This window comes from Methanimicrococcus hongohii (assembly GCF_032594095.1).
Lineage (GTDB): Archaea > Halobacteriota > Methanosarcinia > Methanosarcinales > Methanosarcinaceae > Methanimicrococcus > Methanimicrococcus hongohii.
On the sequence record NZ_CP131059.1, the window covers coordinates 1,202,903 to 1,219,446 of the forward strand.

Below are 16,544 nucleotides of genomic sequence, written 5' to 3' on the forward strand. Positions count from 1 at the left end.
CAAAAAATATTAAAAAATTAGAAAAAAAATCGAAAAAATACAGATCAAAAATAAAATAAAAAACCAAAACATCCAATTTTCAGAAAAGATTGAAACCTGAACGCCCGATAAAATCCGAATAAATTTAAATTTTATTGCAAAATTGGCGTTCCGTTTTGAAGAAAATTAGAAAAAGACGATGTTTCAATTAATCAGAAATTTGAATTAAAAGACCAAATGCCGTCCCTCCAACGACGCGTTTCCGAAGCGCAGCGGAGGAAAGAAGGAGTTGGAGATTCTAACCATACGAAACAAAAAATACGAAACCGTCACGATGGGATTGTTTTTCCGATTCCGGCTGAGCATGCCGGTCTGCGACTGTCTTTTACTGCTGCCTGCGCCTGCTAAGACTGCTAATTTGCGACTGTCTTTTACGGTTGCTGTTGCCGGAGCGGTTTGCATTTTTCAGGCGGTGCGAAGCAGCGACCTGATCTTTCTGCTTGCATCTGCTCTTTTTAATCGTAATCCGAACGCTAACGCGAACGTGGGCGCTGCTGCCTGCCGTTACAGTTGCCGCTTGCAATCAGGTTTCTGTTTGCAGTGGGAGGGAGGTTTCTGTTTCTGCTTGCGGTCAGGTTTGCGCCACGGTTGCCGCTGCCGACAGCCGCAGCAGCTGCCCGCCGCCGCGCGAGCCGCTCCGCTTTTCAAAAAAATAAATCAAAAATCGATACCAAATTTTAAAAATCAAAAAAATCGACATCAATTTTTGAAAAATAAAAAACAATAACGAAATAGAAAAAGAATAAAAAAACAATAACGAAATAGAAGAAAAAGAAAAGAAATCAAACATCCGACACAGAAACATTTGAAAGCTGACCGCTTTTTGAAAGAACAACAACGCGGCTCGGCTCGGATTCGCCGGCAAATTGATAACCCGCAAGGTCGGCGATTTTTTGCGCAAATTCTCTGACCTCATCCTGCTCGGCCATGTTGGCGCGCTCAAGGCGCAGGCGCGAGAAGCCGACATGCATGTAAGACTTCACTTCGACAAAATCAGGCTCGGCTCTTTTGATCAAATCGGCGTAGCCGGCTTCATCTGTCATATTCAACCCTTTGACCGCCGTGATTCGAATCGCCGTTCGAACGCCTTCGGCTTTCTTTTCTTTGAGAACGTCAAGCGATTCCGTTATTTTTTCCCAAAGGCGCGGTCCTTTCGGGCGGCAGACTTCGTCATACATTTCAGGCGTCGTTGCGTCCAAACTCATGTAAAGCTGCGTCGGCTTGGTTTTTCGAAGCATTTCAGGACGCGTGCCGTTCGTGACGAGAAAAACAGTCATCCCAACGGATTCAAAAGACTGAACGAGTTCGGGCAAATAAGGATAAAAAGTCGGCTCGCCGGAGAGTGAAATCGCGACATTGGACGGGTTTTTGGCTTCATCGTAATGCCCAGGAACAGCATTCGGAGAGCCGCCAAAGCCCGTAATTAATTTACGCTGCGCGCGAATGCTTTCTTCAACGATTTTTTCAGGCGTGTCCCAAACATCCGGCGCGGTTGCCGGAACCTCCGTCGGGCGCCAGCAAAAAACACATTCCTGGTTGCACATCAAAGTCGGCGTCATTTGAAGACAGCGATGAGACGTGACACCGTAAAAAGAAGATTTGTAACAGACACCGGTTCCGTTCATGGAATTTTTAAGCCAGGCGCAGGTTTTAACGGCGGAATGGGCGCCGGCTTTCGCGTAGCCTTGACGTGACATCAGCTCGTCGATTGAAATTTCTTCGGGCGAATAATTAAATCGAATGCGCTCATCTGTCTGCGTTTTTGACATTTCCCGGTTTTCCGCTGTTTCCGATGCTTTCAGCGCTTCCGCCGAATTTCCCGCATCGGTTGTATTGTTTGCATTTGATGAGCTTGATCCGTCCATTTTTGTACCCGAAAAAATTGAAATTTGAAATTTTGATAAATTAAAAATTAAAGAAATAAAACAAAATTGAAAGCAATTAAAAATAAAAATAAAATTAAAAACAGAATTCAAGCAATATCAAATCATCGTCAAATATCAAATCATCGTCAAATATCAAATCATTATCAAACTTAACATATCAGACTCAAATATCAAACGATGAAATATTTATTATTGCTGCTCGGCTTTTCGACAACTTCGGCATCCGCGCCGATGAGGCTTGCAATTTCCAAACCGTCGCCGCCGATGTTGGCAAGAGATGAATACAATTCGTCTTTGGAAAGGTATTTTTCCGTTCTCGTGCCGTCTTCCAGCTGCACTTTGATGGAAATTTCGGTTTTGATCGGGCTTCTTCGAATGCATTCGGCCACAATTGCGCCGTATTGCGTTGCGATGATTTTCATGCAATCGAAAATCAAATTGTTCGCAATCGCGTCGTCGTCGTCGATTAAAATTTCCGTTAATTCGAATGAAGCAACGCTTTTGCGGATGTATTCCGTAATATTTTTCGGCAGGCGCTGAAGCGCGGCATCTTCAATCAGGGAGGCCAATTCGGCATCAGCGGTGATGTCGCGGCCGTCATCATAGATTGAGAAGTTGCCGTTTTTGCGGACGATGCGGATGATTTTCTTTTTGTTTTCCAATTCCAGTGAAAAGTTGTACAAATCATCGTATTGGATGGCAAGAACGAGGTATTCCGCGAGGCTGACGACGCGCGGCTTGTGTTCTTTTGTAAAGATGCCGGTTGACGCCATAACGGGGAGCGAAAAGTCGCCGAGCAGGCGCGCAACGGTCAAGCGGTCGTCGACGAAATTTAATTTGTAATTGAATTGAAGTCCGGAAGAGTAGCAGTAAAGCGTTCCGCCGAGAATTTCGTGATAAGAAATATCGTAAACGCGTTTGGCGCCGTAAACGCTTGAAATCAAAAAAGGATTTAAGATTTTGATGATTTCGATTTCTTTGGATTTGATTTGTGCGCCCGAATCTCTTTTCATGACGTGGATTTCGGATTCGTAATCGTCGTGCGTTTTGCGGATGAATTTGTCGCAGACTTCCATGATTTCGCTGATGCACGGCTCCAAAAGCGCGGCATCGTCGATATCCAAATTAACAGGCATGCCGCGGATCAAATTTTCTTTAAAGCCGCTTAAAACGGCGACTCTTCTTTCAAACAAAGCGCCTTGATCTTTTTCCAAATCTTTGAGTTCCATGATTTGGTTTTCAAGCGGCAGAATTTTTTCAAGACACTCAACGTAATTTTTCATGTCCTGAATGAAATCCCGCTGAACGGGGAGCTCTGTTCCGTCTTGATAAGTATAAAGCATAAATGCACCTTTGAATTGTGTATAATGGTAACGTGTAACGATAATTTAACTTCGTAAAATAACGATGACGATTAAATGAAATGTTTGAGTAAGGTTCTCTTTACTCACTTCATGAATATAACTGTAATTATTTGAACAAATTTCAGATAATAATTGGTAAAATATTTGGTAATTTTATCAGACATTTTAATTCAATTTTTAATTGTATTGATATTTAAACAAGTTTGATATTTAAATTGTTTTTTGAATTTCTTTTTGAAGTGATTTTTGATTGTTTTTTGATTTGTTTTCGCGTTTGTTTTCGCGGCGTCGGCTCGCGCGAGCTGCATCATTTTTCATTTGATTTTCAAACTTATCTCCCCGTTTTGTTTTTGTATTCAGGATGAAACCTAAACATCCAATTTTTAAAAATCGGTGAACCTGAACGCCCGATAAAACCTTAAAAATGTTTAATCTTTGGAAAAAAGAAGGCGTTCCGTTTTTGAAGAAATTTGATGAAAAACGATGTTTCATTTAATCTAAAATTTGAATTAAAACAAAATACCGCCCCCGCAAGTTGAGTTTCCGAGCGCAGCGAGGAGACGAGACTTGGCGGATTCTTCCCATACGAAACAAAAAATAAAAAACCGCTGAATTTAATATTTTGCTTTTCGACTCCTGCTAAGCCTGCCGGTCTGCAACTGTCTTTTGCTGCTTTCGCCCCTGCAAAGCGGAACAGTCTGCAACTGTCTTTTAATGTTGCCGCCGCTACCTTCAGGTTTCTGTTTCCGCGTGCCAATCAGGTTTCCGCTTGCTGCTGCCGGCAGCAGCCTGCTGCGCCCGCGAGCCGCACAAATTTTTCAAAATATTCGAAAAAGCAATCTCGTTTTTCAAACAAAAAAACAAAAAACAAATTTCGCTTTTACAAAACAAAAAACCAATTTCGCTTTTACAAAACAAAAAATCAAAAAAAGAAACAAAGCGTTCGCTTCTTGAAAATAAAAAATGAAAAAAGAAAGAAACAGAGAAATTCTGTTCAAAAAATAAAATTTAAATTTTGATTTAAAGCAAAACCGCTCTGACCGGGTCCAAAATTTCATTGAGATATTTGACGCAGGCGGATTTCAAATCCATCGGGTGAACTTTTTCGTCGGCAAACGCGGTTTCCAATTCGGCGTAAGAATTGTAAGTGACGTTTCCGCCGAACTTTTCCGGCTTTTCGATCGTAATCGAATCGTAGCGCGGGAAAATGTGGTATTTGAAAAGTTCCATGATTGGATTGTTTTCAATATCGCCCTGTTTGCAGTACGCTTTTTTGATTTTGCTGGCGACATCTTCGGCGGTGTCGTCAACGGAAATGAAATTATCGTTAGACGATGACATTTTGTTGCCGTCAAAACCGGAAATAATCGGCGTGTGAATGCAAACCGGCGTCTTGAAACCGAGGTCTTTTAAATGTTCGCGGGCAAGCATGTGAATCTTGCGCTGGTCCGTGCCGCCGACAGCGATGTCAACGTCAAGCATTGCGATGTCGATTGCCTGCATGATCGGGTAAACCAATTGCGAAACCATCGGATTGTCCATGGCGCGGCCGACCTCATCCATACTGCGCGTTGCACGGTTGAGCGTGACGGTTTTTGACATTTTCAAAACATTGAGCATATAATCGGGACCCAACTGATAATCCGAACCCAAAACGAATTTTGTATTTTCTTCGCTCAAACCCAGCGCGATAAAGCAGCGCTTGTTATAATCCGCGATTTTGCGGACTTCCTCAAACGTTCCTTTCTTGTTGAGATAAGCGTGGACATCCGCAAGTAAAACAATCACTTCACAGCCGGCTTTCTGGCAGTCCAACAGTTTGTTGACCGTCAGAACGTGTCCCATGTGAATCCGTCCGCTGGGCTCATAACCGACATAAACCTTGGGCGCAGGATTGTTTTTGATCAGTTCTGTCAGTTCTTCATCCGTGACGACTTCGTCCACGTTGTATTTAATTCGTTCGATCTTCTCTTCAGGGGTCATCAAAAAACTCCGTAGTATAAATTCAAATTCAGCGCCGCTTCCTTTGGGGCACCGATTCAGGCCGATAAAGCAAAACCGCTTGATAAAATGAATCAAATCAACACTGAATTTTTACAATGAGTGACTTCTAAAGATATAAATCATTCTGTTTTATCCCGCGCGTTTTGATAAGAGTCGAAACGAAAGAAGAAAGAAAACAGCGAAAGAAAAGAAAAGAAAAGAAAAGAAAAACGAAAAGAACAGAAAAAGAAACGAAAAAGAAACGAAATTAAAAAATGAATAAGAAATAATATGAGAATAAAAAGAAATGAAAGAGTGGATTAAAAGTAATGAAAGAATGAAAAAAAGAAATAGTGAAAAATGAATGAATTAAAAATTGAAAAGAGAATTAAAAAGGGTTTTTGCGCCGCACAATGGCACGTGCGACGCAAGAGGGTTGAAATAAACAAATAAATAAATAAACAAATTTAGGTTTACATTCCGGCAATGTCTTTGCCGAAGCTGCGGCACTTTTCAACGTCATCGCCCTCGGGTGTGAGGTTGACGATCAATCCTTCTTTTAAAAGGTGAGCGCCTGCTTTTTTGACATCAGATTCCCAGGTGCGCATCCATTCGCCGTCTCCCCAGTCGTAAGAACCAAAAAGACCGACTTTCTTGCCGTCCAAGAGACCTGTAACGGAGCTCATAAAGGGTTCAAATTCGTCTTCTTCCAAGATTTCGTCACCCATCGAAGGGCAGCCGAAAACGGCAACATCAGCGCCTTCAATGTCGGCGGCGGATGCGGATGAAACTTCTTTAAGCGTTACGTCAGCGCCTGTTGAAACAGCGCCTTCACAAATCAAATTGGCCATGGCTTCCGTGTTACCGGTGCCGCTCCAATAAACAATGCACATTTTCATGAATAAAATCCTCCTTTGAAATTAAGCTTCAACAGGGGGAAGGATTTCACCGAATATAAACATTTTCGTTGTAGCGAATTTAATTTTACATAATGAAATTACAAATTAATGATGACAAATTAAAACAAACGAAATAAAAACAAGAAAAATGAAAAAAATGAAATATGAAAAAAATGAAATATGAAAAAAATGAAATATGAAAAAAATGAAATATGAAAAAACTTGAAACTGCGTTTCAAGTCCGTCCGCCGCTTCGCGCCGACCGGAAAACAAAACCAAAAAACAACAGTTAATCAAAAAATAACAATTAATTAAAAAATAACAATTAATTAAAAAAATTAAGAATAAAAAATGAAAGAATAGAAAGAGAAAAACGAGCTTAATCGTCGCCTTTCTTTTGGAATCTGCGAATCACGTCGCGGATTAAAACGATGTCTGCTGCGGTAACGACCCAGCGGTACGGGATAATAATGCCGTCGCCTGCAACGTCAAAAACATCTGTGTTGACATGGTTTGCAATAATTCCGGAAACGGATTGGCTTTCGACATCAATGATTAAATCAATGACTTTACCAACATAAATACCGTTAACGGTATAGATGTCAAGTCCAAAAAGTGAAGTCAGTTCGGTACGCATATTTTCTCGCCTTTGAATATAGATGTGTGAAATAAATTTGATTCAAATTTAAAAATTTTAAAAGAATTGTGAATGAATGATAGAGTATAATAAGGGAATACAATATAAATTATTTGTTCGCTTTTATATCTTTTGACAATCCGATATTTATATTGAATTAATTTTTATTGAATTTACTTCAATTGCTTTTAATTGAATTGCTTTTAATTTGAATTATTTTCATTCGATTTTAAATTGAACCGTCGTAAACACCGGTCCGCGAACATCGATTTTCTTATTGTTTCCGGTCATGTAGCGCTGTCCGAGATCTGTCAGCCTCATGTTGACTTCGGAAAGCATTTTCACCATTCTGACGCGCGACTCGTGCTCGGACGCGCCTGCCAAGACCGCCTCTTCGGCTTCTGCCGCTGCCGCCTGCGCAAATGCGCCGACAAATGTAAATCCTGTTCTCGCAGAATGATTTTCAAGCGCTTTTTCCCACTTTTTCTGATTCGGAACGCCGAGAACGTCGCCGTTGTAAGCAACGACTTCGTTAAACGAGGCCGGCCCCGCAAGGGATGTGTCGGACTCAGGCTCACTCACGGAAACAGTGACGGTTTTGCCGCACAATTCTCCTTTCCAAACTTCAAATTCGCAAGGTCCTGCAACTTTCCCGTGTTGCTTGAACCCGTCAACGATTGCATCAGCAATTTCGCGCCCCGCATCCGTTTTCGGCGTTTGGATCAATTCAACTTGGCGCGCAAGTTCTGAATCTTCCATTTCCCAGTCGCCGTATTGCGAAAACTGCGGATAAGTCATGTAACGCATATCTTTTGCGTCGTACAAAATCATTGCCAAACGCTCGACACCGAGGCCGAGATTCATGACCGGCATTGAAATGTTGTATTCGGAAAGCGCGGGCGCCGCGTAAATGCCGAAAGTCGCAACTTCGATCCAGCCGTCGCTGTATTTTGTGTCCGAGCCGTCAAGTTTCGGATGATAAGCGTAAACTTCGATTTGCGTATCGGGCGCGTAATATTTGCTGCGCTTGTTATCGGGGCGGAACATGAATTTTTCAAATCCGAATTGAGAAAGCAAGCCTTCAGCAACCATTTTTCCGTGGTCGACGGTCACGTTTTCATCCATGATGACGCAAGACGCCGAATAATAAGTCATGAGGCGCGACGCGTCTTCCTGCTGTTCGCGGCGGAAGCAGCGGTCGATTGAAAAGAGTGAAAAAGGCGGAACGTTGCGTTCAATCAATTCAGAAAGCGTGATGAACCAGCCGCTTGTCATGTGACTGCGAAGTGTTTTAGTTGTGCCTTCGGGTTTGAGTTCTTTGAATTCCGGGAAAACTTTTTCAATCAGCTCGGTCACGAAAATGTCAGTGACATTCAACTGTTCGGCAAGTTCGGAAACCAAATCGTCGCCTTCGATCGTTCCTTTTTTGTAAGCGTGAAGCACTTTTCGAATGATTTCAATTCCGTCATCATCGATTCCGACAATGATTTCTTTGATTTTTCGAATTCTTTCATCAGAAATGCCGACATTCGGGCGCGGAAGTCCGGCGAGATAAAAACAGCGGTCCAAGACGGCGGGCGCTTCGTCGCCGAATTGTTTGTAAATATCGCGCTCTTCAACGATGAGCGGGTTCATGTATTCGGCAAAACCCATTCTCATGTAAGCGTCTCTTAATTTTTGAATCGTTTCATAAACGGGATGCGGTTTTCCGAATACAGGTTTCATTCGCGGATAACTTTCTTCAAGCGTACTTTTTTTGATATATTTTCCCGACTCAATCCACGCTTTTTCAAAGTTTTCGTTTTTTTCCAAACGAACCTGTTCCGGATCAAATTTCATAATAATGCGCCTCAATTGTAAATATTTGTCATATTCATAAAAATGTAAAAAATGTAAAATTAATTTAAGGAATCTTAATTCATTTCAGAATAATAAAGATTCCCTAACTTTCGAATTCAATTGAATCACAATTCACTTGAATCGGTTTGAATCAAATTGAATCAATTGATCGAATCATCAAAATCCGAGACTGAATGAAACGGTTGCGCCCGATATGATAACGCCCGCCGCGAATCCGAGAATTGCGCCGGTGTTCAAAAACGGCAAACCCGCCTGCGGTTTTCCTTTGGAAACGACATACATCAAAGCGGCAAAACCGACAAAGGTTCCGATTGCCGTAAAGAGAGAAGGCATCGAAATCAAACCGTCGTGTTCGATAAAATGATTCGCCGAAACAACAAGAAGCGTCGGAATAACGGCATCGCCAAGACCCATGAAGAGCGCGTCCGATTTTTTCTTTTTCTTTTGAATTTCCGCCGCGGCAGCGTTGCCGTCAGCTTTGACTTCTTCGACCATTTCGGCAGCAGCAAGAATTTCATTTGCTTTCAGTTCATGATTTTCACTGTTTTTTTCTTCGCTGCTTTTTTCATGATTGCCATTTTCATCGTTTTCGTCATCATCATCCGAAAAATCTTCCTCAACGTAAGAATAATTCCATTTCTTCGGAATCACGAACAATATCGGAAGCTTCAGATCCATCATGCCGTTTGCAAGCGTCAGCATATGTTTTGTTTTGTAAACTGAAATGAAATCGTAAATGAGCAAACCGATCATTAAAACGATGATCGGAACGTAAGAGAGAGAAACGCCGATGACGGCGCAGGCGCCGATTGAAATCATCAGGCCGGCAAAGTCGATGATGTACCATTCGGGATATTTGTAAAGAAGAACGGCAAACGCAATTGCCGCAACAATTGAGACAATTTCAAAAATGTCGTTCATGCCGACGGCTTTGTCAATAATTGCAGCAAAAACATAATACAGCGTTACTGCAATCGCGAAGTAAATGATACCGCGGATGATGAAAGTTTTATTTTTCTTAATCAAATAAATGATCAGTGCTGTAAACAGAACCAACATGACGATGTAATAAATCGAATAGCCGACACTTTCAGGATTTTCAAGCGGCGGCTGGCTTGCAATATATTCCGTTGCCGACAGCCAAAGCGATCCGATCTGAACGATCAAAATGAAAAGTCCCATAATAAAATAGGGAACTAAGTCTTCCAATTTTTTGGCAAAAGTCCGGGATTTTTCAGAGTTCAAGAAAAAAACCTCATCAGTCAAATGAAAATAATAATACGGAATAGAAATTTACGTGAATAATAAATTATGAAATCGTAAATAAATTAATAAATGAATTCAAATAAAGTTGAAATAAGCAAACTGCGCGTCTTAAAAAACGAAATCGACATACAGAATTTAAAATAATATTATCGGGTTAATGTTTATATACTTTCGTAAACTCTTTTATACTTAATCAAACGCGCTTTTTGCGGAAAATATTTAAACTCCTCTTTCAGCGCATTGCAAAACGGCTTTTCGATCACGATTCAAGGAATCTATTCATTTATTAATTAATTTATAATTCTATTAATTTTATTATTTTATTATTTTATCATTTTCACACAATTTTTCAGAACCGGGTGAACACAAATGGATACAAAAGACATTATTGCTTTTCTCCTCATTGAAATCGCCACACTTGTGATGGCATACGCATGGCTTCAAAGATTCGTTTACAATCCTTACAACTGGGTCATTATTTTCTGTCTCCTCATTGTTGTCGGTGTCGCATCATACATGATTTTATCACTCAACAGCCGCCTCAATGAAATTGAAGAAAAAATGGAAAGCCGCGACAAATCCATTCGCGTCAGTATTATGACGGTTGAAGCGGATTTGGAAAACCAGATGCAAAGACTCAACAATAATGTTGAAAGCGCAGTAACAGAAATCAACAGAAAGCGTTTCATTTAATTGAAAAACGCTTCTGATTCCTTTTTTCATCTCTTTTTATTATTTTATTATGTTATTATTTTATTAAAAACCGGATGTCGTTTTTGATAAATATTTCAAAAACGATGTTTGGTTCAATATTTTTTCAAAAATCGGGCAGCTCGCGCGCGGCGGCTGCAGCAACTGCGAAAAAATCGCGAAGCGATTTTTTCATAAACACCGTCCTCCCATCGAAAACAGAAACCTGACTCCACGCGGAAACAGAAACCTGACTCCCATCGGAAACAGAAACCTGACTCCACGCGGAAACAAACACCACACTCCAACTGCAAAACAAACACCACACTCCAATCGGAAACAGGCGAAGCCTGAAAAATCGCGAAGCGATTTTTTACAAACGCCGCCCTCCCCCGCAACCTGAAATTTTGTTAAAACACGTTCCTTGCAAATCCTTCAAAAACCAATTTCGTCATGAAAGGTAAAGCGTCTCTTGCAATCGCCACATCTTCTTCATACATCTTGAATTCAACTTTTTCTTTCGGCACGGCTTCACGTTCCATATATTCCGTAATCAGTTGTTTCCCGAGATTGCGGGCGTATTCAAGCGCGTCGTCTCTTACTGCAAAAGCGCGTCTTCCGCCGGGATAATAAACAATAAATCCGTTGGTTTTGACCATATAGCGCGATTCACTTTGAACGGTCCGAATCGAAATATCAATTCTCTTCGCGATTTTTCCGACCAGCGCGCCGACCGCGTTTCCGACATCAAAATAATCGGGTGTTAAAATTTCGGCGTCGACCAAATCCCGAAGCTCGTCGGCAAAAGCCTTCACGGGACCGCCGATCAAAACGACAGGAATATCTAATTTGTATTTCAGCAAAGGCTTTTTGAAAGACAAAACCGCTTTGACCGAATCTTTGAAAACGGGAGAAGACATCAATTCGGGATTGATCGGCGCCTCAAAATGCGATCTTGAATTAAACACATCTGAGCGCGCCGTCGCCACAATATTTTCCGAATTGTCGGCAAGACCCTTTTCGGCAAGGAAATAAACAAGTTCCTGAGCCATTTTCAAAGAAAAAGTCTGCTTCAGATAACGGCAAAGTTCCATGTAATCGGTGTCTAAAAAAGAAGCGGTAATGCGGGCGGCAAGAACAGCGGCATCCGTATTAAATTCATTGTAATCACCTAAAACATGAAGAACATCCGTCGGCGTGAAACCAATCATATTGACCAATTTCTTGTTCACCAGCGATTTCAAAACCTCATTCGGAACAAAAGTCATATCCCACATAATATCGTTGACGGAAACGGGAACATCTTCTTTGATTTTATTGTATATTTTCTGCTCATCCGCCGTCAAACCGGATGCAGGATTACCGCTTCGGACATAGAAACGGACCGGCTGAATGTATTCGCCGAAACGGAATTTATCTGCAAACCATCTTTCATCCAAACTTTCCAAAAGACCGGGATAAAGAACGGCAGCGCGGCTGATCGGAATAATTCGTCTCGGACCGAAATGAAGTCTGTCGGAAACGCCGGAATCCGTTATTGACGGCAATCGAATCCAAATCTGACTGTCGCCGCCGAGCGCTGATGTTTCCATTCGAATGGCACGCACTTTTGTCCGCCAGCCGCCGACAACCGCGCCGTTATCGGAAATATCCGGAAAACCGTTTTCAATCAAAGATACGTCGGTACTGGTGCCGCCGACATCAATCATCAAACAAGTTTCTCTGCCGGACAAAAAAGACGCGCCGAGCAAACTCGCAGCAGGTCCCGAAAAAATGGATTCGACCGGCTTTTCCATCGCTTCTTTGATTCCGGAAACAGCGCCGTTGCATTTTAAAATTTTAATATCCGCGTTCAAACCGCGGCGTTTGATCTCAGAAACGACTGCATTAACAAAACGATTCGTAACAGGGAGAAGCATTGCATTCAGGTAAGCAGTGACGCCGCGCTCGTAAGTGCCGAGTGACTGTGCCAATTCGTGACCGCAAACAACAGGATGAGAAGACTTGCTGTCAGCCGCCGTTAATTTTTGAATCAATTCTTTGGTTTTCAATTCATGATCCGGATTGCGAACGCTGAAATAAGAAGAAACGGCAAAAGCGGAAACTTTGTCTTTCACCGATAAAACATATGCTTCAACAGCGGCAGCGTCTAAAGGTTCGGCTTCATGACCGTCGCTGTCGTGTCCGCCCGAGACGATTATATAATTTTGAACCGCTTTTTGATCATCAAAATTCAAAAGTTTCGCGTCGCCGATTAAAATCAATGCAGCGGCTTCGCCCGTATTTTCAAGAACAGTATTGGTCGAAAGAGTTGTTGAAACAGAAACAACAACGGCTTTTTCAAGCATTTCCGGAGGCATTTCATCAAGCGCATTTCGGATACCGCCAATCGGGTCAGGGTATGTTGTCAGCGATTTGGCAGCCTTTAATACCTCTTTACTTTCATCGTCAATGATAACGACATCAGTATACGTCCCGCCGGTATCAATGCCTAAACATAATGCCATTTCAAAGTCCCTCTGTATTATGATTTAAGAATTATAGTGAGAATTAAGAATTGTGATTTAAGAATTATAGTGAGAAAAAATCATGATTAGAATTTTTATGAACAAAACTTAATTTAGATTTTTTTAAACTTAATTTAGATTTTTTTAAACTTAATTTAGATTTTTTTAAACTTGATTTAGATTTTTTTAAACTTAATTTAGATTTTTTTTAAACTTAATTTAGATTTTTTTAAACTTAATTTAGATTTTTTTTAATCTAATTTAGATTTTTTTTTAACTTAATTTAGATTTTTTTTAACTTAATTTAGATTTTTTTTAACTTAATTTAGATTTTTTTAAACTTAATTTAGATTTTTTTAAATTTAATTTAGATTTTTTAATCGGATTTTTTTAAATTATAAATGAAATTAATTTGAATTTAAATCCCGACTTTTTATTTTCTTTAGAATTTGAATGATAAGTTTCGGTCTTAAAATCTTAACAATGATTTGAAAAATGATGAGTTTGAGAAATAACCGCGCAACAATATGATAATTGAATTTGATAAATAATATGTAAAGTGAATAATATCGGCTGATTTGAATTCAGTTTCGGAATTGTATGATTAAAATCAAAAAATTATTTGAATGGAAACAGTGATAATATAAAATGTTTTTAAGGTCAAGCCCCAAAAATAAAAAGGGAAAAGGCCGACAAATAAATTTTGTCCTCCTTTTCCGACACGGGGGTTGTTGTATATTTATGCCGCTGTTTTGCGCTGTTGAGAGAACAAACACGGCAATAATTATACAGTATTAAAAACGAGCGGGACGGAGTGTGTGTGGAACTTTTTTCTGCCGCCCCTCCCGTCTCTAATCGTGAGATATTTAAGCACCGGTGGATGCTTTTACTTTTGCAACAGCGTCAGTTGCGCTTTCGCCGTAGATGTCTGCGCCGATCTTGTCAGCCCAGTCCTGTGTGCACGGTGCGCCGCCGACCATTGTTTTAACAGAGTCGCGAAGACCTGCTTCTTTGAGCTGTTCTTCAACCTGGATCTGAGTCACCATTGTTGTTGTCATCAAAGCGGAGGTGCCGACAACTGCGGGTTTGTGTTCTTTGACAGATTCAACAAATGTTTTGACCGGAACGTCACGGCCGAGGTCGATAACATCGTATCCTGCAATACCGAGCATGGAAACAACAATGTCTTTGCCGATGGAGTGGATGTCGCCCTCGATTGTACCGATAACGACTTTGCCCTTGCTTTCGACCTGTGATTTGTTCTTTTCCATTTCAGGTTTTAAGATTTTGATGCCTGCGTTCATTGCTTCGGATGCAGCCAAAACGTGGGGAAGGAAAAGTGTGCCTGCTTCAAACTGGACACCGACATCACCCATTGCTGAAGTGTATGCCTCAATGATTTCAACGGGATTGACGCCTGCTTTAAGGCCTTCCTGTGCTGCTTCTTCGGCCATTTCGCCGTCGAATTCCATAATTGCTTCTTTTGCCATTGCAATAACTTCGTCTTTACTTGCCATAATTTAAACCTCTGTCATTTTTATTTGTGGTTTTGTGTTTGTTAAATTCAATATGAATCAACTAAATTCAGTTGAAATCAGATCTTGAATTCTTTGTCTGCCTTGTCAACAATTGCTTTCATTGATGCGAGGATGTCTTTGTCGACTGCCGGAACTTCATAGTTCTTCATGACATCAACGACAACATCGTGCGCTTTGACATCAATGGATTTGGAGCCTGCTGCTGCCCAGTCACCGAACATCTTTCTGTCAAAGAGTTTCGGGGAGGACGGAAGGTCAACGAGTTCTCTTGTCTTCTTGAGTGCGAGGAAGTTGTTGCCGATACCGACTTTCTTGATCTGGTCAACACCGAGCGTTTCTTCAGAAACCGGGATGCCTTCCATCGCTTTCTTGACCATTGCGATGATGTCGTTGTCGATAACGAGCTGTTCCATAGAGAAAGTCATACCGAGTTCGAGCATACCTGCGCCGTAGATTGTGTTGGAACCTGCAAGTGCCGCAAGGGTTGTCGTGATCGTCTTTTCGTGGCCGGCCTGTGCGTCCGGAACTTTTGCGTCAGTCTATGCGCCTGCGACGAATGCCGGAAGGCCGTAGAACTTAGCGAGCTTGGAGACACCTGCACTGATAAGACCGAGTTCGGGTGCGCCGACAGGTGCTGTTCCCATCTTCAAGTCGAATGTTGTGGTAGAGCTGCCGTAGTAGACAGGTGCGCCCGGGTTGGTGATCTGTGCGAGCACGATACCTGCGAGAACTTCTGCGTTGTGGGTAACGAGTGTGCCTGCAAGGTAAACCGGTGCGGAACCGCCGGACATTGCCATAGAGAGAACGTTAACAGGCATGTTGCGCTCGGCGCCTTTCATGATAACCTGACAGGCGTTGCTGCTGAGTTCAAGCGGGCTGGTCGGGCAGACCAACATGGACATGATCGGCTTTTTGAGAGCTTCTTCTTCGTTGCCGCCGTAGTAAGCTTTGATGACTTCCCAGTATGTTTCGACGTTTTCGCCGACGGGGTCAATGTCGTGGTAGTGTTTCTCTGTGCTTGTCAAGGGTGTAAAGACTTCGTGGACATCCTGTGCGCCTTTACCTGCCCATTCTCTTGCGGAAACAGGGAGGGAGAAGTAGTCGATGTTTTCAGCCCAGTCACAAAGTTTTGCGATGTTTGCGATGTCCTGTTCGACAGAGTCGACAGTTTCGTATTTGCCGGGTGAGACAAAGTTTGTCATCTTAACGCCGGTACCGAAGCAAGTCCAGTGAACCTTGCCGCCGCATTCCATGACAGTGTTGTATTTCTTGTTTCTTGCCCAGAGAGTGAATCTGGAGGGTGCGGTCTGAAGTGCTCTTCTGACGACGAATTCAGGGATTTTGACAATCTGTGTCTTTTCGTCAACTTCACAGCCGTTTGCTTTGAAAACAGCTCTTGCGTTGGCGTCGGAAACCTGGATACCCGGGTCCATAAAGACGTCCATTGTTGCTTCGTGAATTGCTTTTAATTCGTCTTGAGTAAAGAGCTCAAATTCAATACCGTTGATTGATTTTGTTGCTGCGAATGCATTACATTTTGACATATTATAGCCTCTGTTTATGTTTTAGTAGATTTTTTGTAAAACACACACTGACGCGTGCTTTATAAATTGAAATTGTGTGCAGAACGATTTTTATCAGAGGCGAGCGGCGGAAAAACAAAATCCTTTTTTTATTTGTGTGTACTGTATGTATTTGGGGCGTGTGTTTATCAGAACCGTCAATGACAGCACTGAAAGGATTTTTGTTAGACAATTTTTAAAGGATTTTTTGGAGTATATCAGATATTTGAGCATACTTTTCGATATTTATTACAATAATTTCGTTAAACGAAAGTCATGTAATTTCGACAGCGTACGCTCATTTATGAATGAA

Annotated in this window: 14 protein-coding genes and 1 pseudogene; 4 read left to right on the forward strand and 11 right to left on the reverse strand. The window is 41.6% G+C overall.

The features are described from left to right. The first annotated feature begins 216 nt into the window (after nucleotides 1-216). Together MmiHf6_RS05580 and MmiHf6_RS05585 are read left to right on the forward strand one after the other, a co-directional pair. Nucleotides 217-387, forward strand: coding sequence for a hypothetical protein (locus MmiHf6_RS05580; RefSeq protein WP_316556816.1), 171 nt, complete (start codon nucleotides 217-219; stop codon nucleotides 385-387). 92 nt (nucleotides 388-479) lie between these two features. Further along, on the forward strand, nucleotides 480-695 hold the full coding sequence (locus MmiHf6_RS05585) for a hypothetical protein (protein ID WP_316556817.1): 216 nt from the start codon (nucleotides 480-482) through the stop codon (nucleotides 693-695). A 126-nt stretch (nucleotides 696-821) separates the two neighbouring features. Here the strand turns inward: MmiHf6_RS05585 and twy1 are convergent, their stop codons facing one another. After that, a complete protein-coding gene (gene twy1, locus MmiHf6_RS05590; protein ID WP_316556818.1) occupies nucleotides 822-1,904 on the reverse strand; it encodes a 4-demethylwyosine synthase TYW1 in 1,083 nt (360 codons plus the stop codon). A gap of 191 nt (nucleotides 1,905-2,095) precedes the next feature. Then, complete coding sequence (locus MmiHf6_RS05595) at nucleotides 2,096-3,268, reverse strand: hypothetical protein (RefSeq protein WP_316556819.1); 1,173 nt, start codon at nucleotides 3,266-3,268, stop codon at nucleotides 2,096-2,098. Between the two features lie 687 nt (nucleotides 3,269-3,955). Here MmiHf6_RS05595 and MmiHf6_RS05600 point away from each other — a divergent pair. After that, nucleotides 3,956-4,243: a hypothetical protein gene (locus MmiHf6_RS05600; protein WP_316556820.1), complete on the forward strand. Its 288-nt coding sequence runs from the start codon at nucleotides 3,956-3,958 to the stop codon at nucleotides 4,241-4,243. A 66-nt stretch (nucleotides 4,244-4,309) separates the two neighbouring features. Here MmiHf6_RS05600 and MmiHf6_RS05605 read toward each other — a convergent pair whose 3' ends face one another. The 5 genes from MmiHf6_RS05605 to MmiHf6_RS05625 all read right to left on the reverse strand — a co-directional run bounded on the left by MmiHf6_RS05605 (nucleotide 4,310) and on the right by MmiHf6_RS05625 (nucleotide 9,913). Next, complete coding sequence (locus MmiHf6_RS05605; protein ID WP_316556821.1) at nucleotides 4,310-5,272, reverse strand: tyrosine--tRNA ligase; 963 nt, start codon at nucleotides 5,270-5,272, stop codon at nucleotides 4,310-4,312. A gap of 473 nt (nucleotides 5,273-5,745) precedes the next feature. Continuing rightward, nucleotides 5,746-6,171 (reverse strand): flavodoxin, encoded by a 426-nt coding sequence (locus MmiHf6_RS05610; RefSeq protein ID WP_316556822.1) that lies wholly within the window; start codon nucleotides 6,169-6,171, stop codon nucleotides 5,746-5,748. A gap of 379 nt (nucleotides 6,172-6,550) precedes the next feature. Next, nucleotides 6,551-6,808 (reverse strand): PRC-barrel domain-containing protein, encoded by a 258-nt coding sequence (locus MmiHf6_RS05615; RefSeq protein WP_316556823.1) that lies wholly within the window; start codon nucleotides 6,806-6,808, stop codon nucleotides 6,551-6,553. A gap of 219 nt (nucleotides 6,809-7,027) precedes the next feature. Further along, nucleotides 7,028-8,647 carry an O-phosphoserine--tRNA ligase gene (gene sepS / locus MmiHf6_RS05620; protein ID WP_316556824.1) on the reverse strand — a complete coding sequence of 540 codons (1,620 nt, stop codon included), beginning with the start codon at nucleotides 8,645-8,647 and terminating at the stop codon, nucleotides 7,028-7,030. 177 nt (nucleotides 8,648-8,824) lie between these two features. Next, complete coding sequence (locus MmiHf6_RS05625; protein ID WP_316556825.1) at nucleotides 8,825-9,913, reverse strand: presenilin family intramembrane aspartyl protease PSH; 1,089 nt, start codon at nucleotides 9,911-9,913, stop codon at nucleotides 8,825-8,827. A 390-nt stretch (nucleotides 9,914-10,303) separates the two neighbouring features. Between MmiHf6_RS05625 and MmiHf6_RS05630 the strand changes: the two genes are divergently transcribed. Then, on the forward strand, nucleotides 10,304-10,627 hold the full coding sequence (locus MmiHf6_RS05630; RefSeq protein WP_316556826.1) for a hypothetical protein: 324 nt from the start codon (nucleotides 10,304-10,306) through the stop codon (nucleotides 10,625-10,627). Between the two features lie 124 nt (nucleotides 10,628-10,751). On the opposite strand, the gene MmiHf6_RS05635 is transcribed toward MmiHf6_RS05630, so the two are convergent. The 4 genes and pseudogenes from MmiHf6_RS05635 to mttB form a co-directional block, all read right to left on the reverse strand. Next, entirely contained in the window at nucleotides 10,752-10,952 is a 201-nt protein-coding gene (locus MmiHf6_RS05635; protein WP_316556827.1) for a hypothetical protein, read from the reverse strand. A gap of 82 nt (nucleotides 10,953-11,034) precedes the next feature. Continuing rightward, the gene (locus MmiHf6_RS05640) at nucleotides 11,035-13,131 is read right to left on the reverse strand and encodes a hydantoinase/oxoprolinase N-terminal domain-containing protein (RefSeq protein ID WP_316556828.1); all 2,097 of its coding nucleotides are present in this window, start codon (nucleotides 13,129-13,131) and stop codon (nucleotides 11,035-11,037) included. An 866-nt stretch (nucleotides 13,132-13,997) separates the two neighbouring features. Beyond that, nucleotides 13,998-14,648, reverse strand: a complete 651-nt coding sequence (locus tag MmiHf6_RS05645) for a methyltransferase cognate corrinoid protein (RefSeq protein ID WP_316556829.1) — start codon at nucleotides 14,646-14,648, stop codon at nucleotides 13,998-14,000. A gap of 77 nt (nucleotides 14,649-14,725) precedes the next feature. Then, nucleotides 14,726-16,213, reverse strand: a pseudogene (gene mttB / locus MmiHf6_RS05650) ([trimethylamine--corrinoid protein] Co-methyltransferase). Nucleotides 16,214-16,544: the final 331 nt, after the last annotated feature.